Source organism: Candidatus Nitronauta litoralis, from assembly GCA_015698285.1.
GTDB classification, from domain to species: Bacteria; Nitrospinota; Nitrospinia; order Nitrospinales; family Nitrospinaceae; genus Nitronauta; species Nitronauta litoralis.
The window spans coordinates 135,915-153,781 of the sequence record CP048685.1; the positions used below are offsets into that span (position 1 = coordinate 135,915).

At 46.3% G+C, this 17,867-nt stretch carries 17 protein-coding genes; 6 read left to right on the forward strand and 11 right to left on the reverse strand.

The features are described 5' to 3' along the window. Positions 1-2: 2 nt before the first annotated feature. The 3 genes from G3M70_00565 (at position 3) to G3M70_00575 (ending at position 2,192) form a co-directional block, all read left to right on the forward strand. Positions 3-782: a hypothetical protein gene (locus G3M70_00565; protein ID QPJ60460.1), complete on the forward strand. Its 780-nt coding sequence runs from the start codon at positions 3-5 to the stop codon at positions 780-782. A 73-nt stretch (positions 783-855) separates the two neighbouring features. Further along, a complete protein-coding gene (locus G3M70_00570; GenBank protein QPJ60461.1) occupies positions 856-1,776 on the forward strand; it encodes a hypothetical protein in 921 nt (306 codons plus the stop codon). Continuing rightward, entirely contained in the window at positions 1,773-2,192 is a 420-nt protein-coding gene (locus G3M70_00575; GenBank protein ID QPJ60462.1) for a hypothetical protein, read from the forward strand. Before G3M70_00570 ends, G3M70_00575 begins: the two co-directional genes overlap by 4 nt. 11 nt (positions 2,193-2,203) lie before the next feature. Here the strand turns inward: G3M70_00575 and G3M70_00580 are convergent, their stop codons facing one another. The 4 genes from G3M70_00580 to G3M70_00595 all read right to left on the reverse strand — a co-directional run bounded on the left by G3M70_00580 (position 2,204) and on the right by G3M70_00595 (position 8,493). Beyond that, complete coding sequence (locus tag G3M70_00580; protein QPJ60463.1) at positions 2,204-2,974, reverse strand: DUF3365 domain-containing protein; 771 nt, start codon at positions 2,972-2,974, stop codon at positions 2,204-2,206. Between the two features lie 255 nt (positions 2,975-3,229). Next, the gene (locus G3M70_00585; protein ID QPJ60464.1) at positions 3,230-4,711 is read right to left on the reverse strand and encodes an AAA family ATPase; all 1,482 of its coding nucleotides are present in this window, start codon (positions 4,709-4,711) and stop codon (positions 3,230-3,232) included. A 17-nt stretch (positions 4,712-4,728) separates the two neighbouring features. After that, positions 4,729-6,681: a PQQ-binding-like beta-propeller repeat protein gene (locus G3M70_00590; GenBank protein QPJ60465.1), complete on the reverse strand. Its 1,953-nt coding sequence runs from the start codon at positions 6,679-6,681 to the stop codon at positions 4,729-4,731. Between the two features lie 60 nt (positions 6,682-6,741). Further along, the gene (locus G3M70_00595; GenBank protein ID QPJ60466.1) at positions 6,742-8,493 is read right to left on the reverse strand and encodes a hypothetical protein; all 1,752 of its coding nucleotides are present in this window, start codon (positions 8,491-8,493) and stop codon (positions 6,742-6,744) included. A gap of 209 nt (positions 8,494-8,702) precedes the next feature. On the opposite strand from G3M70_00595, the gene G3M70_00600 reads away from it, so the two are divergent. Beyond that, entirely contained in the window at positions 8,703-8,933 is a 231-nt protein-coding gene (locus G3M70_00600; protein QPJ60467.1) for a hypothetical protein, read from the forward strand. A 23-nt stretch (positions 8,934-8,956) separates the two neighbouring features. Here the strand turns inward: G3M70_00600 and G3M70_00605 are convergent, their stop codons facing one another. Then, on the reverse strand, positions 8,957-9,478 hold the full coding sequence (locus tag G3M70_00605) for a hypothetical protein (protein ID QPJ60468.1): 522 nt from the start codon (positions 9,476-9,478) through the stop codon (positions 8,957-8,959). Positions 9,479-9,643: 165 nt separating this feature from the next. On the opposite strand from G3M70_00605, the gene G3M70_00610 reads away from it, so the two are divergent. Then, a complete protein-coding gene (locus G3M70_00610; GenBank protein ID QPJ60469.1) occupies positions 9,644-10,033 on the forward strand; it encodes a DUF4280 domain-containing protein in 390 nt (129 codons plus the stop codon). Positions 10,034-10,060: 27 nt separating this feature from the next. Here G3M70_00610 and G3M70_00615 read toward each other — a convergent pair whose 3' ends face one another. Further along, the gene (locus G3M70_00615) at positions 10,061-10,465 is read right to left on the reverse strand and encodes a pentapeptide repeat-containing protein (GenBank protein ID QPJ63657.1); all 405 of its coding nucleotides are present in this window, start codon (positions 10,463-10,465) and stop codon (positions 10,061-10,063) included. A 416-nt stretch (positions 10,466-10,881) separates the two neighbouring features. On the opposite strand from G3M70_00615, the gene G3M70_00620 reads away from it, so the two are divergent. Then, positions 10,882-11,304 (forward strand): hypothetical protein, encoded by a 423-nt coding sequence (locus G3M70_00620; protein ID QPJ60470.1) that lies wholly within the window; start codon positions 10,882-10,884, stop codon positions 11,302-11,304. Here G3M70_00620 and G3M70_00625 read toward each other — a convergent pair. The 5 genes from G3M70_00625 to G3M70_00645 form a co-directional block, all read right to left on the reverse strand. Then, positions 11,301-12,578 (reverse strand): exo-alpha-sialidase, encoded by a 1,278-nt coding sequence (locus G3M70_00625; protein QPJ60471.1) that lies wholly within the window; start codon positions 12,576-12,578, stop codon positions 11,301-11,303. The two genes, G3M70_00620 and G3M70_00625, sit on opposite strands and share 4 nt — an antisense overlap. Before the next feature lie 134 nt (positions 12,579-12,712). Beyond that, positions 12,713-14,740, reverse strand: a complete 2,028-nt coding sequence (locus G3M70_00630) for a TonB-dependent receptor (GenBank protein QPJ60472.1) — start codon at positions 14,738-14,740, stop codon at positions 12,713-12,715. 126 nt (positions 14,741-14,866) lie between these two features. Then, entirely contained in the window at positions 14,867-15,283 is a 417-nt protein-coding gene (locus G3M70_00635; GenBank protein ID QPJ60473.1) for a hypothetical protein, read from the reverse strand. A gap of 183 nt (positions 15,284-15,466) precedes the next feature. After that, a complete protein-coding gene (locus tag G3M70_00640) occupies positions 15,467-16,843 on the reverse strand; it encodes a porin (protein QPJ60474.1) in 1,377 nt (458 codons plus the stop codon). 265 nt (positions 16,844-17,108) lie between these two features. Continuing rightward, complete coding sequence (locus tag G3M70_00645) at positions 17,109-17,330, reverse strand: SHOCT domain-containing protein (GenBank protein ID QPJ63658.1); 222 nt, start codon at positions 17,328-17,330, stop codon at positions 17,109-17,111. Positions 17,331-17,867 lie beyond the last annotated feature (537 nt).

Consider the following 17,867-nt stretch of genomic DNA (forward strand, 5'->3'; position numbering starts at 1 on the left):
GTATGGCCCTGTCACAGGAAAAATCTACCGAAGGTCTGGACAAAACGCCACCAAAAGCATCTAAGGCTTCTGAAGGCAATGGGAAACCCTCAACTCCCGCTGATAAAAAAGTTGAAGGCAAAGACGGAACGCTCCTTAAACGCTTTCCACTAAAAGAAAACAAAAAACATGGAGAAGCAAAAATCTATGACAAGGAAGGGAAGCTCATCCGTAAAGAGCATTATGTAAATGGAGTTTTGGAGGGACCTGTCACACAATTCGATTTTAATGGCACAATCAGCAAACAGCTCACAATAAAGAATGGAAAGCTTGAAGGGGCTTTACTTAGATACAACAAGGGAGTTTTATCCAGCAGCACTCAATACCGTGCAGGAAAGCGACATGGTGAGCAACTCATTTATAGTGAGCAGGAAAAACTTCTCGTAAAAAGAAACTATGTTCAGGACAGGCTTCAGGGAGAGGTCATTGGCTATGATGGACAAGACAATGAAATCTCAAAAGTAACCTATGTAAATGATTTGCGGCATGGTCCCAGCATTGGAAACTACCCTGGAGGTGGCATTCGAGAAAAAGCACATTTTCAGAACGACCGGTTGGAAGGCGAACGCATTCGCTATCATGTAAACGGCAAACCCAGAGAGATTCAAAGTTTCAAAGAGGGAAAATCACTGGGCCCTCCTACATTTTATAAAGACAGCGGCGAACCTGAAGAGCCCCCCGGGACTCCTCCGAAAGAAAAAGGATGGCTGGAAAAAATCCTGGATTTCATTTTCGGAAACTAACCATGCGCATCGTTTTCACCTTTCCCTTCCTGATTTTAAATCTCCCTTTTGATCCCGGAAACAACTTCAATTTATGAAACTCATTATTCGCCTTGTTGTTTTGATTGTAGTTGCCCTTTTTCTATTCACGGGTGGGTTCTGGCTGGGCAATCAATGGAGGGGGAATTCGGTGGGAATCCCGGATGGCGATTTATTAGCCAAACTCCCCGGCAAAGACCAGGGCGCACCTAAACCAGAAGATTCCAATATCACAACACCCAATGAACAAAATACATTGGAAAGCTCTGAAAACAGAAAAAAAAATTCCAACGAAAAATTGCTTTCTCCGAAAGAACCCAACAAGCCAAAAGAGTCAGCCGGGTTATCCCCTGAACCTCCTCCTCAAGCAAACGATGCAAATGCTGCAACCACAAAAACCAAAACCATTCCACCTGAGAAAACTATTCAACCCGCCCTCCAGAGTGAGACGGCTGCAGGTCCTGAGAAAAAAATTGACCCCGCTCCTGCTGAAGTTCAGCCTTCTCCTGAAAAGACAACGCCTCCACTTGCCTCAGCAAATGCAACCTCTCAGCCTAAACAAAAAGAAAATAAGGAATCACTTTCTCTGATTGTCACTCCCGAGGATCTGGGTAAAAGCCAAATCACTTACTCCGTACAAGTGGGGACCTATCTGGACAAAGATCTGGCTCGCATTCGTCTGGATCAACTTAAGGCCAAACAATACCCCGCATTTTTGGTCAGTGCCTGGGACCACCAAAAGCAACTTTGGTACACGGTGCGAGTGGGCCGATACACAGACATTATGAAAGCTCAAATGGCTGCGAAAGAAATCACAATGAAGGAACGTATTCCCGCTACCGTTTATGGCCTGGGTTCGTTAAGATATGAGGATGCTCAGGAATCGACCAAGACTTCACCTGAAAATATGGCACCTGCCGAAAAAAAATCTGCCACTCAAACCAGTCCACCTGCAAAGGAGGATTCAAGCTTATGAACCCGCAAGAGAACCTTGAAGTGTGGATAAGCACCGTTGGCTTGTTGCGCGCGAAGCTCAGTCAAACGATGAAAGGAATCAATGATCTCAGGCAGGAGTGTCGGAAACGGCAGTGCTTTGCCCCGAATGAGCTGAGTCCCTTGATGGCGGAGGCGCAGGAACTGTTCGTAGAAATGCTGAAAGCCGGTGAATTTCTGGGGACAACGCAGGAAAACCTGAATCGCAACCCGTCCGAGACCTTTGAAGATTATCTTGAAGACTGGGCGCTGACTCAAACCGAGGACCGGTTTAAAAGAGTAAAGGACTTTCTGATTGTATTATCAGAAACTCAAATCAGTGGACTGGAACTTGAAAAAGAAATCTGGGAAGAAGGAATTAAACTGATAGAAGAAGCGCTTATCAGGAAACCAGCTTAAATGTTCACCTGTCAGTTATAAATCACAAAACTTATTGCTCCACCCAGTTCACCCAGTTTTCCTCCTTCTTTTCTGGCTCCCGTAATATCCCGTTCATTTCGATTACCTCCATGACAGGGCAGGCATGTTTTATTGTAATACTCAGGAATGATTAATCTGAAGGCTGATCGACCGCGATGACGCGTCTCCTCAACAAAGGGTTTTTCCTCGCTTGATCTTGTTTTTCCAAACTTGTTATCAATAATACTTGCCTCCCAGCGATCCGGCTGGTTTGAGCGGTTACGGATATATTTATTTGGCGCAGTAAGCTTGATGAACGCTTTTTGCTTCATCAACCGATTAAACCGATCCGCCACTAGCCGGGCAAATACTGCCGGCAGGAACCCCTTATAGCCACGCCCTCTCTCGTTAATCAAAGGTTGCGCATTACTCATCACCTCATCAATCGCATTGAGCATGGCTTTTTGCCCAACCCCTTTTAGAGATGCTCCATCTGCCAACCGAAATTCCTTACCCGTATCTCTTTCGTAATGTTGTTTTGCCTCTTCAATCACTTTTTCCGGAGGCAGGTTTTTATCACCAATATCGGAATCATTTATCTCTTGCTGGTATTCAGAGATGACAGCCCGGGCGGACCTAAACAACTGGGTAATTTCGAGCGCTATTTCCTTTTTTTCATTTAAGGACAAAGCCCACGATTCTAATATCAACCCGGGACCTCCGAAAAAAAAGGCAGCCATTCCAGCGGTCAACAAAGTACTTCTCATTTTTCGACACAACATACGCGCCTCCTATTGCAAATAGAAAACAGCGGCGGCTCCGTTTCATAAACTTATCAGTAAAACCAGTAGCTAAAAATAGAGCTTTTTGAAAATAGACAATCGAACAGGAGCCTGACTGAATTTAAAATTTCTAAAGGCCCGTAAGATCCTTTAGAAAAGCAGTCCTTCATTTAAAAAGTCTGTCTAATTAACGATTACAGTATAATTTATTTTGCTGAAAAACACGAAACACAATTCTTAAGCTTTCTTACAGTATCAGGAGGAGGGCCTGGCCCTTTGCCGAGCCCATTCCCGGAGTTCTGCAATACGCTCCTGAGCTGTTACAGCAAGAGGAACTGTCTCCTTAATAGCCTGCAAAATATCCTCCGTCGCGAATTCCCTGTTTTCTGCAAAACCTGCATACATTGCAGAAACAACAGCTTCCTGAATTTCAGCCCCACTAAACTGATCCGCAGTTTCAGCGAGTGACCTCAAGTTATAATTGTCAGGATTCCTTTTTTTTAATTTGATGTGAATTTTGAATATTTCCTCACGCTCTTCGTGTTTCGGTAAATCGACAAAAAAGATTTCATCGAAACGTCCCTTGCGCAATAATTCCGGTGGGAGCGCTTCTATATTATTGGCCGTTGCGATCACAAAAACCGGACGTGTTTTTTCCTGCATCCAGGTCAGGAAAGTTCCAAAAACACGAGCCGTCACCCCCGAATCCCCTTGCCCCGAACTTGAGGTTCCTGCAAACCCCTTCTCGATCTCATCTAACCATAGACAGGTCGGACTCATCGCTTCTGCCTGGGCCAGGGCCTGACGCATATTATCCTCGGAGTTCCCTATATAGGAATCAAAAATTTTACCTACGTCCATCCTGAGCAACGGCAGGTTCCATTCCGTTGCGATGGCTTTCGCAGCCAGGCTTTTTCCACACCCCTGAACTCCAACCATCATCACACCCTTTGGCTCCGGCAAACCATATTGACGCGCCTTGTTGCTGAAGGCGCGGGAACGCTGTCTCAGCCATTCTTTCAACTTGCCTAGCCCCCCCACAACACCCATCTGAGTGGAGAGCCCAATAAAATCGAGGATGCCCGATTTTCTAATCAATTGTTTTTTCTCTTCTATGATGAGCGGCAGATCATCTTCAGTGAAGTTGCGGTTGTGTATGAGAGCTTTCGAATAAACATTCTCCGCTTCATTACGGGTCAGGCCGGTCGTTGCCTGGACTACTTTCTCCAATAGTTCGGAAGATAAGTCCACTTGCACTTTGTCTGATTTTCTGTAAGGCTCCAGCAAGTTACGCAACAAGGCGGCCAGTTCTCTTGTGTCAGGAAGAGGAAGATCAAATACCGTAATATCCTTCTCGAGCTCCGGGGGGATCTTCAGCACCGGTGAAATCAATATCACCGTTTTGTAACTGCGCTTGAGTTGATGAACCAGATCACGCAATCGTCGAACCACTTCGGGCTCTTCAAGAAATGAATGAAAATCCCGTAAAACATAAATGGCTTTTTTGCCCGATTTGGCGATTGACTTTAAAGCCTCTTCCGGTTTCCGCTCATTGGCTTCCGACTGAGGGGCCGGTTGAAAACCTGTGGTCCGCGTCCAAAGCACAAGCTCCTTTCCAGTAGCCTGGCCAATTTCTTCAAGAAGAGTTTGCGCCCGTTCCTCTTCCCAGCTTAATAGATAAAGAAGTGGATAACGCGCCCGGATCGAAAGGTTGAGTTCGTGCTTTAGTTTGTCCATTACAACACCACCCGGATTTAAAATTCCAAATATGAATTACGATCCACTTTGTTTTCCGCAATATCCAACAACCGCAGCACATGAAGGGTTTTTTCTGAAAGAACCGCTACCCGGTTGCCTTTGTGACCCACTGCCATTGACTGAATCCCACCCGGTAATTTCTGCTGCCAGATCCGCTCATTTTTCAATAAACGGTAACAACCGATAGACTGCCCTTCCGGGGACAACTCCAGTATCTCATCATGCTGGGAAGTCACGATTGAGCGATTGGAACGTAATTGGCTTTCTCCCAGTAAAACTCCATCGTCCTGAAAAATGACAACTCTCCCCTTTTCTGAAATAAAAGCAACCCCCCGCTCAAGGGGAACGATTCGTTTTACCGGTTGCTTTAAGTCATGCGTCCATCGAATGCTTCCGTTAAAATCGATACCATAGCAAACCCCTTCATCATCTCCGGCAAAAACAGAACTCAAGCTGACTCTCAGCCGCGACACCGGGGCGTTGAGAACAATTCTTCCAGCTTTCAAACTTTTTAAATGTAGCGTATACAGGGTTTTGCCCACTCCCTGAAATACGGCCAGGTTTTTACCTGTATTGAGGCGAAGTTTGCTGACCTTCCGGTCCAGATTACGCCTCCAGATTCTTCGACCACCCCTATTGTACAGTGAAATCCCTCCCATTTTGTGAAACACCATGAACCTGCCACTGGCATGGTCAAGACCAAGGTCGGATATGCCCTCCTTATAAAAAGTAAGATGGTTTTCAAAATCTGATAATGGGTGGGCACAATAAACCTCCTCCGGATTGGACAGCAGGATGGTTTCACCATCACCGGATATCCAGCCGTTATCTTTCCGAACCATAAAAGTTTTGTTCCAAATCTGGTTTCCCTGCGCGTTATAAACATAAAAATCTTTTTGAATGCCAAATAAAAAATAACGTCCATCATCGGAAACTTTAAGCACACCAGTCCAGTTTCCTTCAAAGTGAGGCACCTTTTTTTCCCAGATCTGCCGCGGCTTTACAACATCCTGTTTTTTTCTTAACTCTAGAAACTCATAACGTTCCCGCTTACTGTCAGAAAATTCAAAACAGGTCATGCTCCCACTTTCCTCTAAAACCAATGCGCGGTCACCGTTTCGATCCAGTTTACAAAAGTAAACTTTTGAAGGAAGTTGTTTTTGCCAGACGATGGTAGCATTGCGGTCTACCAGATAAATTTTTCCAAGAGCATCTGACAGTAACATCCAGCGCCCGTTTCCACTTACAGAAACCTTCGATGCCATCGCATCAAGGTCTATATGCTGCAGCGTCCGTTTCTTGAGGTCATAAACATATACTCCTTTTTCGAAGCAAGAAACTGCGACCATTTCACCACGGTCACTGGCTGCAATCTCTGATGGATTTTCTCGTGAAAGATCAATGGAAACAGGATGGTTAGCGCTCCAGATTTCCGCGCCATTTCCTTTATACACCCCGAGGGTGACCTGATTATGAACAACGAAAAACATATCCTCATTCGTTATCGCACGCACCACTCTCCAGGGTTTGGGAACGTTCAGGGTGCGGATTTCCTGTCCCTGGAAATTTAACTTGCGAGGAGGGGAACGCCAGCCCCAGACCACAATGCCACTGGACTTCACTTCGAAAGAAGTCCAGTAATGCTTGAAATTCTGCTGATGGAGTTTGTTTCCCTTGAGATCCAGAAATACCAGCCGACTGTGTTCATCCAGTGTGATGATTCTTTTTTTGTAGTCAGCTACCCGAACGTGATGGATTGGGATGTCAATTGAAGTACGGCAAGCTTCATGTCCCTGATCGTCAATCAACTGGACAGCGCCATCGTCAAACCCAAGCGTTGTCCAGTGATGCACGGGAGAAAAATCAATACAGGTCAGAGGTCCATCCACCCAGCGGGTCCAAAGCTGAATACCAATTCGCGGTTCTTCAAATTGAAGGGAGCTACCCAAGATTTTCTCCTAATTAAAGAAGGGCAAAATGATATCAAATTTATTCGGGATACTACAGAGTCAGCGTACTCCACTGGGCAAACGACCCGCGGCCATTGCAGGATGAGATGCTGAGTCGGTCAGATCACCTATGAATTCTAAAGCAAATCCGGTGTTGCCGCTTTCAAAAACCACTGCTCCCCAATAAGCCAGCATTGTAACATCGGGGAACCCGTCTCCAGGCACTACCGTATTGGGACTGGTTGCGATCGGATCAATACGAAGTCCCCCCGTACCAGTGGCAGTGTGCCCTGTAATGATTTGTGCATTTGGAAGATTGGCGCTGGTAAGGCTTGGGTGGTTGGAGGGAACAATGAATAGCCGCGAAGTGGTCCCCGCATTTACAGTAAACTCGGCTACAGGTCCAAAGATGCCTCCATCAGTAAGGAAGGCTTTTACCGAGACCCCGATCTCCGATGCCATTCCAGAAAGCGAGGGATGCGTCAGCCCTATAAAAGTATAGTTGCCGGAACCCGCTTGCCAATATGGCGTCATAACACTGGCAGCATTAGTAAAATCACCGGCAATGGGAAGAGCGTGTTCGCGAAATGCCGCGACTGTTGCAGCAGTCTGGTTCAGAGTCTTCCTGTTATCTGCTGCATTGGGGCCTCCTTCTACAATCCCCGTCGGGTTTCCGCCAAAATTCACATCCGGGTTGGACCAATAATTAATTCGCGGGCAAGAGGAACAGCTTCCCGCCGTTGTCGCCATGATCGTCCTGAAATTATTAGTAGAATCTGCATAACCATGGTTAAAATCAAATGGGCCGTTACTCGAGTCCGCTTCCCGATGATGACGCGCTCCCATATTGTGACCAATCTCATGGCCAAACGTAAAATTGCCTGTGGCACAACTCCGTTTGGTTACAGATACCGCGCTCGACGCAAAAGAACTGGTAACTGTGCTCATAAAAAATGCGATGCCGCACAAGTTACTATTGCCTTCTACCAGCATTACGACAAGATCCGCTCCATATTGTTCTCGCAGTGGCAATGCGTTGGGAACATTACCCGCCCTTAAATCATTTAATGCCCCGCTAAAAGAAAATCCGGATTCACTGTAAGGCACTTCTTCCGTATGAACCACCCGTATCCTGTGATTGACCCCACTATTCGAAAAAGCTGTATTTGTTTCAGTTTCAGCAAGATCAATTAAAGTCTGCATGGTGGCAGCCGATCCCGCTCCCTGCCGAGCAGCGGAAGTGTAGACAACCAGCACATCCAGAAGCGATCCATCATCAGCCAGGTTATCCTGCATAGACTCAGGTCCCTGCACTGAAGGAACCTCAATGGGATCAGCACCCGGTGGAAATGCAGATGGGTCCAGATCGAAAATACCATGGACTCCCCCCTCCCCCGGACGAACCTGACAGAGAAACCCATCAGTCACGACGGTCCCCATAACCTGGTCATTATTCACAGCTAACATCACCGTACTGTGAGCCTGCCCTTTCAGCTTCCCTATCAACGAATAACCACCGGAAACATGCGACTCCACCCTTTCAATATGGGCCGTGTAGCTTTCATTGGGAAATAAATTGAGGGTGAGATCTATTCCGGGAGAAACAGGCAAACCATTTGGTAGCTTGAGTTGTGACAAGTCAACCTGTACCGCTCTTGAACGAATAACCGTTCCAGAAGAATCTGGGAAAACCGGCGTTCCGGATGGTGGATCAGAGAATAATGGAGTGGCCTGGGAGTTTGAAAATCCACACAATAAAAAAATGAAAAAAACCATGACTATCAATATTGCATCAAAACCCATATCAGGCATCAAAGCACTATCATGACACCGTTGTCGTCTTTGCCACTCTTCAGATTGGCAATACAACCCAGTAATTTTATTTACCGACTTTCTATTTTTAGGCATATGATGGTCGGGAACCTTTCAAATTGGAGAGTCTTCTCCAAGTTAAAAGCAGCGTATAAGCATGTCAAGCAACAGTTCATCATTAAACCAGGTGTACCTCATAAGGAGTTTTCATGTCCGACCCCCGTCATATCATTAAATTCACGGCTGCAACCGGATTTACCGTTGTTCTTGAGTATGGATCTGCTGAAGAAGCAGAGACTATTGAAAAAAAAATCAAGGAAGCCGGATTAAAAACCGAAAGACTGGAGACCTATCATTTCAATTTCAGTGAATCCGATCTATTCATGGATATGAGAAGTCCAGAATGCGTAGAACAATTTGATCTGGATGATTGGATATAGATCAATAAATTCTCTTCTCTATTTTATTCTGAGAAAAACTCTATCTGAGAAACTTGATATTTTATCAGTTCTGCCACCTTTGAAAGATCAAAGGGCCAGGCATAACGAATCTGGGCATCGGGAAAACGTTTCTGCAATTTAGCCACCTCTTCCGGGATTTCGCCATCAGCATGAGACCCGCCCGGAGTCACCATGGTGGTCACTAAAGCGATCTGACTGAATCCTTCATTGGCAAGATCCGTCACCGCCATTTCAATGGATGGCGAGCAAAACTCATTGTAGGCCACTACCAACCGTTCATCTTCCAATAAGGATTCTAATTGGACCGCCAACGATTCAAGTCCCATACGGTAGGGATCATTTTCCGGAGTCCTTGGCCAATTACGAATTTTTTGGTCTGCCTCAATTTCCATTTGAGAGGGTTCACCGCCTTTTGCCCGACGCTCGCTTTCCATCCGTTTCAATTCAGTTACCCAGCCTCTTGGAAGGTCTTTCGGCACCCCACCATGACCAATAAGAACAACAGCTCGTTTAGTTGATTTCATTTTTTTCTCTTTGCTTTCTATCTTTGAGAGCCGTACAAGGTTTTACAACTTTCTACATTGAAAGCCGGTTTTCCAATGGTCGGAGTTTCTCACCCCTGAAAATTTTACAGCGTGTTACAATAGATGTGAACGTTGCAGAACAAAACATTTATTGGGAGAAAAATCATGGGCTATCTGGTTTGCGACGGAGCAACAATTTCCTGTGCTGGTTCTGTCGGGCAGAGTTCGTGCAGCCTGACTGTTTTGAACGCCATGATCACCTCAGACGACAACGCTCAGGCGACCATTATGGATTACGTTCCTTATATGAACGTTGCCTCATTTGGTCAATGCAACCTGAGCTCCAACCCCATGGTGGCCGCGGCTACGGCCGCAGCATTGGGCGTTCATACACCTGTCACCTGTGTCCCCATGACCGTTTCACCATGGATCGTTGGAAGCCCGACCATTACGGTCAACAACCTTCCTGCCCTGACAGACGACTCCACCCTGATGTGCACCTGGGGCGGCAGCATCAGTGTAGACGATGCCGGTCAATCCGTTGTTGAGTACTAAAAAAAACCCTTTCTTAGATTCATACACCTAGGAAGAACAGTCAAAAGTTCCGTTGTCGTTCCAGGAAATTTTGATGTAATCCGGGAGTTTAGTATCACGATCAATATTGGCATCCTCGATCTGGTCGCAGGTAAGGTTCACCGCACCGGATAAATCCGCACCATTGAGCCAGGTATCCAGCATTTCAGCTTCGCTAAAATTTGCACCCGTCAGGTTTGCTTCTGCAAGGACAGCGTTGGATAAATCCGCGCCGGACAAATCAGCTCCGGATAAATTAGCGCGGATCAAATAGGTAGTACTTAAATCCGCTTCCTTAAGTTTTGCATTATCCAGTTCGGCTTCCATTAGTTTCAAATTGCTTAGGTCTTCACCAGAGAGCTGTTGCTTTCGGCTTTCCAAATCCTTTCGGATTCCAATCCACTCAGCCAGCATTTTGTTGCCTTCTTCACTAAGGCTCCCATCGTTTTTCACAATTGAATCCTTCCTTCTAGAAAAATAAAAATTTTTGATGTAGACTTCCCGTGAATTCAGGAGAGATGCACAACACTCCTTCATTACCGATGTATTGTAGCATCCCCTCCTCCTCAGGAAAATTCTGTTCCTTCTGCTTTCTTTTCTCCAACGGTTTTCCAAACTGGATTTACGCCAGTCCTGCATTTGAGACAACCGGGAATTGTCAGGAGTTTTGGAGCCTCCAGAGTTTTCACCATGGACATGGCTGATCTTTTTGAAGCATTTCAGAAACCAGCTTAAAAATTTTTCTCTGGCAAAACTTCCTGGAAATTTTTCAGGTGTCGATTAGAGCCACTAAATATCCGCTACGCTCCACCAACCCTTCGGAGGATTTTATGATCTCACCCCACCTTGCGGAACAGGTGGCCAGCCTTTTGCCTTCCCTGAAAAACACAGGACAAAGATTTGTTTCTTTGGGACCCTGCCCTTTTCACTCAGGCAATCCGTCTTTTCTTGTAGTCGACTACAGCACAGACAGTGCATCCTGCATGACTTGCAACTATGGAGAAAGTATACAAACGCTTGTAGAAGATATAAAGGCTCTTCCCTCTGAAACAACAGCTCCCTCGGCAAAAGAAAGTTCTATTGAATTCGCTCCACCGGGCATCGGGACTCGATACGGCTACCTCCTCACCGAAGAAGTCAGCCAGTCCATTCACAAACACCTGTTCGCCAAAAAGATAAAAGAATTGAATGCTGCCGCCAAACAACTTGCCCAGTTGGTTGCACTCATGAAACTCTGGATTGACCCAGCTTAACTTCCAGGTTTTAACCGACCTCGACTGAGCATCATTTGTGGTCCTTTTTTCCCAAACTCGATCCACACAGCATACAATCTTCCCCCGTTTCCTGGAAACAATTGCGGATAAGCGATTCCATTTTCACCTGCAGGTAATGCCTGCGGTTTTGTAGTCTTACCCTCCGCTGTTACTCGAGTCACCCAGGGAATGGCAGCGCCCCAACCATCCTGTTTGTCCGGGTAGCGCCCTTGGAAAATAATCCACGCTTCCCCTCCAACTTCAGCCATATGTGGATGGTTTGGATCCAGCACCGGTCCATGAATGGACCTCGGTGAAGAAAATGTTTTTCCTCCATCATTGGAAGTGGTCATCAACAATCGTGCTTTATTTTCAGCGGCGGTGTACCAGGTTAGAATAAGCTTTCCCTTAATCCATTTCATAGCCGGGCCCGAATGGGCACACCCATTGATAACCCATCCTTTTTTGGTAACAGGAACCGGAGCTGACCAGGTTTTCCCTGAATCAGAAGAAGATGCTACTACGATCACACGCTCATCCCCCTTTAATATATGTCGCCAGGCCAAATAAAGCGTCCCGTTTGGATCAATTGCAAGAGCGGGTCGGCAACACGGACAGATATTCCCCGAAACCTTTATATTTTTCCCAAATGTAGCTCCTTGATCTATTGAGCGCGCCAGGTAAATTGATGAATGTCCCGGGGGTTCGGTAGCCTTGTCGCGTCCATCAAGCCAGGCAGCATAAATTTCACCCCGTGCGGAGGTTTCCATAGTAAAAAAAGAATGGCTGCTGGGCCCCTTATCATCGTTTACCTGAACAGGAGGCAGGAAGCTTCTTCCAAAATTCATTGAACGGGAAAATTTCAGTTGACGTTCCCCTTCCCACAAAGCATAAATACCAATTCCCGGTCCCATACGAAGCTGGGGATTATTTTCTCCGTGGGCGCTCACTTCCCCTGGAACTTTGTTAATTATTTTTGCATGCTCAAAACTGTGACCTTCATTATGGGAATTTTTATAATAAAGATTTGAACCCTTTTCGCCAGGCATGGCGTGGATCATGTTGATTGATTCTGATGCACGCACCCAAAGCTGCGCCCCCGAACCCGGCCCTAAAACCCGCGGAGTACTCTCCCAAACAAGATCACTTTCATGTACGGGTGAACTGGCAATCGAAGCAATTTTCGGAGGTTCAACTGTTGACGATGTAGATGAACAGGCGCCAGAAAATAAAAGGGCAAACACCAGAGGTCCTTTATAAAGTAAGTTTTTCATTTTATCTCCAATGTATTTTTGTAAATTTTTTTCCTCACCAGGAATGAGGTCACGGTATCCAATCAGATACCGCAACACCATTTCCTTAGGAGAAGATCCCTGAAATTGCCGGGACACTTAAGCAGGTAAAGAAATTAAAACTTGAGACTCACTCCCCCGGATACAGCCCGACCATCTGCGGGATTAAAAAACCTTCCTCCGGAAGAGTTAATTCCACTTCCATCGCTGTACAGTTCATCCGCAACATTGTCCACCCGGATGAAAGCACCGAAGTTTCCACGCTCTGCATTCAGGCGGAGAGCAAGCGTTGTGAAAGAAGAGTTCGTTACGGTATTGATGTCATCCAGAAAATACCCATCACTCCATCTGACTTCTGCTCCAGGCTTCAGCATAATGTCCCACGGGAGAAACAAATCGTACTCAAGCAGGCCGAATACGATATGTGGAGCCTGTCCGGGCATTTGATTTCCTGTAAAGGCGCCAGCAGTGAAATCAAAATCGCTGTATGCATAAGTGGTCTCAAAGTGAAGGTCCGGGAGAGGGTCAATCGCCAACCCCACTTCGACACCTTCATTTTCAGCCGTTCCAGCATTGGAAAAAGTGGTTCTAAAACCCACCGTTCTCGGCAGAAGAAAGTTTTCGAACTCCATATGGAACCAGGACACCTGAACCTGGCCCGGCATTCCCAAAACATCAAACCCCGCCCGAACACCCACTTCATAGTTATCGACCAGCATGGGCATGAGGTTGATAAATCCACCGGTGAGACCACTGGTGAATTCCGATTCCGTTGGAGTTTCAAAAGCAGTGCTGTGATTGGCAAACAGGGTGATTTCCTCTGTCGGTTGATAATTCAAACCAACATGATACGTCACTTCTTCCACATCCCGAAATCCAGTCTGGTTCCCATCTGCGGGGAAATCGTCTGTCAGATCAAACTCAACAAGACTCCAGCGCGCCCCTCCTGTGAGTTTTAAATTGGGGAGGATGGAAAACTGATCCTGGAAGTACACACCACTGTTATCAATAACCGTGTCTTCATCAACCGTTAAGGCACCCCGGTTTCCACCTGCATTTTGATAACGCTGGGTATCGGACGATTGGTACTGGATGTTGTACCCAAACACCATGTTATTGTCGTGGCCAAACAGAGGACGGTCATATGACAAACGGAAATCACCACCTGTGGCTATGCGATCGATCTCAATAAACTGGAAAATAGGATGGTCCAATCTCCGCCAATCCCAGTAACCTGTGACGGACCCGGTGAGGTGATCGGTCAATTCCCGCCTGTATTTTACGCCATAACGAAATCGGTCATCATACCTGGCGAAATCATTAGTAACGTTATTAGCCAGAGCTGATCTTGGATTGGCCAGCATCTGCGCACGTGTGATGCCTCCAGGAATTTTGATATCCACTGCTGCAGCCGCCAACATCATTTGCAGGGAAGACTTATCGTCAAGCTCCCATTCCAGGTTACCGTTAAAGCGCTGCCCTTCTGTCTTTGAATGGGCACGATACCCATCCTTTTGTGTGTGGCTTGCGCCGAGGTGGTATCTAAAGTTTCCTTCAGTCCCATACGCTGAGGTGTAGGCTTTGAAAAATCCAAAGGAGCCACCCATAATGCGATTATCAGAATGAAACCCCTCTTCACCTTTTTTAGTGATGAGATTGATAACACCACCAGATGTATTCCCTCCGTAAATAATTGAAGCGGGCCCTCGGACGACCTCAACCCGCTCAACCGCAGCCAGGTCAATTACATCAAGCCGGGTCTGGCCATCGGGCTCAGTCAGTGGAATTCCATCAATCATGATGAACGCGCCTCGAACGCCAAAGTTCGAACGAATACCAGAACCACGAACGGAAATAACCACGTCATCTGATCCAAAACGGTTCTTGACCACCACACCGGGAATCCGGTTCATTATCTCGTGGAGTCCATTAGTGGTGGTCACATCAATCGCTTCAGTTCCCACTGAACCAACAGATTGGGAAATATCCTTTTCAAGCTGTTCTTCACGGTTGGCAGTGACAAATACTTCTTTTAACTGGATGGATTGTACTTTGGCAGCTTTGTCAGCCGCGAATCCTGCGGAAGCACACAACACTGCAACCAGGGTGCAGATCACCCCACAAACAATATGTCTCGTTTTCATGAAATTTCCTCACTCGATACAAATGCATTTCTAATTCAAGAGGAGGAAAGAACGCACAAAACCGCGCATTGCGGAATTAGGCGTGCCCTTCCCGTTAACTTGGAGAACTAAATTTTAAAAAAAGAATTAGAAATGCTGCGGAGGGGGAATGGCAGGATCGAATACTAATTTTCCCGGATGTTGATCACAAAAAACGACAAAATTGATCTGCCTGGGATTATCAAGCAATATCAATGACACTTCATCCCAGAAAAACGAAAAGGAGGAAAAATGGTTTACGGGCAAACCAGAAACCGGCCCCCCACAATTTGAAATCAAACGGCGTTCAACCGGAGCCTCCATCGGCATCCCGTTGACATGGGGACAGGGTTTACCCTGATGAAGCGCATTGTGGACGCAATGCAGATGCCCCATTTTATGGGCTGGCCTTGAAAATGGATTCTTTTCCTTCTCCGGATGGTGATGATGAAGGGAGGCTAAGGCCGACTGCGAAGTCAACGAAAGCCCGAGTATCCATATTAATACGATAAAAAAAATACGCATGGGCGGATCATAATGCAACAGCCCTTTCATAATCAAGAGGTTTTTACCATCCACCACTCATATAAAAAGTTTTCCAAAAATAAAAAAAAGAGCCTGTACCCGGTGAGGGATACAGGCTCTTCTCAGGAGGAGGTGAAGCTTTAAAACCGGAAATAAAACTCCGGGTTTGTAATTACTGTTTCATTAGAAGGAAATGTCCCACTGAAGCCTTACACGACCATCGTCATAAAAACGATTGGTAGAGGCATCCTGTAGATTCAGGTAGGACACATCCAAAGTGACCTTGTTGTTATGTCCTGCTATGAAATAATTTAAAGCACCGGTGAATTCTTCACGCATGTTCTCGTTGAAGACACCTTGGGGCACGATGCTCCGGTCAGGCTCATTGACTACAGCGTAACGGAAAGCCACTTCCAGACCTTCCGGGACAGCCGAAATCAAGCCGTGTGGGAAATATCCGATCTGACCATAACCACCATCCATATAGTCCTTATTGACCATGATGATGTTCGCAGTGTCACGGATATTCTTCCAATGGTATTCCTGCTGAAGAGAAAGCCCCTGCCATTTAAATGCAAACTCCTCTAAATACTGCTCAATTTCATACGCTTCAGTCTGCTGCCCTGCAGTTCCCGGAGCAACATAGCGGGAGAGATTGCCACAGCCACTGGAGCTCCAGCGCGTACAAACACCCGTGTTGTGGGCGGTCGCGAAGGCCAGACTTCCGGCAGGTTTTTTATGAAACTTGACATCGGACTGGCGCCACTTAAGGTCGCGTCCCAGAAAGTTCCATTGAATACGGGCCATGTACATGTGATTATCATCCGGGTTGTTTACCCCTTTACCTTCGCCATTAAATACACCAGCGTAGTAGCGCAATTCAGCATGGGTGCCTTTAAACAAACGACCCTGTGCCATGACACCTACCTGACGATCGATGGTGAATTGACGATTGACGATGGACCGCTCAACAAACTGCTGACGACCAGATGAATCCACACGCTCACGGTTGTAGTTAACCTTCCATTGACCTACGCGAATTCCCAGGAAATCCCAGGGCTGCACATCGATACGCCAGTCGATAACACGGGACCGGGTGTTGCGAGACTGGTTTCCGCCAAGGGTGTTGGTGGAAGGCTGCAGATCAACTTCAAAATAATATTTGAGCCAGGGCTTGTACCCATGTCCTCCGATTTTCATTCGAACCCGACGCAGTTCAAAATTACTGGTTCCCAGACGGGTGAAGTCTCCAGGAGACCTGGGATCGCTTGAATGAACTCCGGAATAACGCATTTGTGCCCGCCACTGCAGGTTGGTTTGAAACAGTTCGTTGCCAGTCTCCAAACGAAACCCCTTTTTCCCATAACTGGCTTTCACATCCTTTGTCGATTTAACTCCATGCGGCCCATAATTGACTTTTAAATCCGGTTCATGAAGGGCATTCAATTTTTCTTCCATCGCCTTCAAGCGTAATTCTCCTTGAGACATATCTGCTTGAACCGGAACAACAGCAACCAATGAACCCAGCAAAATACTCAAACATAACCAGGTTGTTCTCATGTCAAAACCTTCCTCCTTTGAATTAATGACCTGATTCAATTTTCAGGCCAATCACTGGATAACTAAACACAAGCGGATGCTATAGAGATTTTGTTAGCCCTGTGTTAGGGCTATATTTAATTTGATTGAGAGCGTGAAAGTATCAGGGAATTACGATGGTTTACAGGTGAACAGGTCTTGGAAAAGCGGTTTTTCTGGATCCAGGAAAAGAAGCGATGTGTTGAGGGAGAGAGTTACAAGCTAATGTCTGGACAAACCAAAAGACTTAAAAATTTTGATTAAGAATTTCGTTTTTCTTTTTCTGATAATCCTGCTCATCAATCAGACCATTGTCGTACAGTTCTTTGAGGCTTTTCAACTTTTCCTTGATCTGCCCGGACTGATGAGTGGGAACATTGAGAATTTCAGTTTGTTTTTTTGAAGGAGTCCTTTTGGTCGATGCAGGCTTGCGGCTCCTTAACTTCTGTTTACGAGTGAATTTGGGCATCTTTATATCAACAATGATCCAGTTCTCTTTCGTGACCTTGATCAGCCCGGTTTTTTCTTTATAGATCGATTGGCCTGAAGTTCGCCTAACCAACCTCCAGGTAGGCTTGGTTGTCCCCAGAAAATGGTTTGAATAGTCCACCCCATTAACACGAAGGAAGCGCCAGTGTATTTTTCCTACTGATGAAAAAATCTCTCCTTCGGTCACACCTTTTTCCGCCTGGAATCCAAAATAGATATAGTCACCGTCTTCTACCCTGTTGAGAGCCGCCTTCAGCCCTGTTGCCAGTTTTTTCACATCGGCTATGGTGAAAACAGGTATGGGCCTTTGATCAGGCCTGGAAATATCCTGATAAAAAATTGAAAGCAGGTGATTGCGTACCTGTTCGGTCGTGACCTCTACTGGATGGTCAATCTGGAAATCTTCAAGGTCTTCATCCAATTCGTAAAGGCGGAGAAACGAAACCGTCATGCCCGGCTTGTTAAAGGTCCGGTCCGTTTCGAGCGACTTGCACCCTCCAATGGACAGGCATAAACC

Bases quoted from the DNA above. Each gene is read 5' to 3' on its own strand.
- G3M70_00565 (QPJ60460.1), top strand. From the start codon at position 3: ATGGCCCTGTCACAGGAAAAATCTACCGAAGGTCTGGACAAAACGCCA.
- G3M70_00570 (QPJ60461.1), top strand. From the start codon at position 856: ATGAAACTCATTATTCGCCTTGTTGTTTTGATTGTAGTTGCCCTTTTT.
- G3M70_00575 (QPJ60462.1), top strand. From the start codon at position 1,773: ATGAACCCGCAAGAGAACCTTGAAGTGTGGATAAGCACCGTTGGCTTG.
- G3M70_00580 (QPJ60463.1), bottom strand. From the start codon at position 2,974: ATGTTGTGTCGAAAAATGAGAAGTACTTTGTTGACCGCTGGAATGGCT.
- G3M70_00585 (QPJ60464.1), bottom strand. From the start codon at position 4,711: ATGGACAAACTAAAGCACGAACTCAACCTTTCGATCCGGGCGCGTTAT.
- G3M70_00595 (QPJ60466.1), bottom strand. From the start codon at position 8,493: ATGCCTGATATGGGTTTTGATGCAATATTGATAGTCATGGTTTTTTTC.
- G3M70_00600 (QPJ60467.1), top strand. From the start codon at position 8,703: ATGTCCGACCCCCGTCATATCATTAAATTCACGGCTGCAACCGGATTT.
- G3M70_00605 (QPJ60468.1), bottom strand. From the start codon at position 9,478: ATGAAATCAACTAAACGAGCTGTTGTTCTTATTGGTCATGGTGGGGTG.
- G3M70_00610 (QPJ60469.1), top strand. From the start codon at position 9,644: ATGGGCTATCTGGTTTGCGACGGAGCAACAATTTCCTGTGCTGGTTCT.
- G3M70_00615 (QPJ63657.1), bottom strand. From the start codon at position 10,465: ATGCTGGCTGAGTGGATTGGAATCCGAAAGGATTTGGAAAGCCGAAAG.
- G3M70_00620 (QPJ60470.1), top strand. From the start codon at position 10,882: ATGATCTCACCCCACCTTGCGGAACAGGTGGCCAGCCTTTTGCCTTCC.
- G3M70_00625 (QPJ60471.1), bottom strand. From the start codon at position 12,578: ATGAAAAACTTACTTTATAAAGGACCTCTGGTGTTTGCCCTTTTATTT.
- G3M70_00630 (QPJ60472.1), bottom strand. From the start codon at position 14,740: ATGAAAACGAGACATATTGTTTGTGGGGTGATCTGCACCCTGGTTGCA.
- G3M70_00635 (QPJ60473.1), bottom strand. From the start codon at position 15,283: ATGCGTATTTTTTTTATCGTATTAATATGGATACTCGGGCTTTCGTTG.
- G3M70_00640 (QPJ60474.1), bottom strand. From the start codon at position 16,843: ATGAGAACAACCTGGTTATGTTTGAGTATTTTGCTGGGTTCATTGGTT.
- G3M70_00645 (QPJ63658.1), bottom strand. From the start codon at position 17,330: ATGCCCAAATTCACTCGTAAACAGAAGTTAAGGAGCCGCAAGCCTGCA.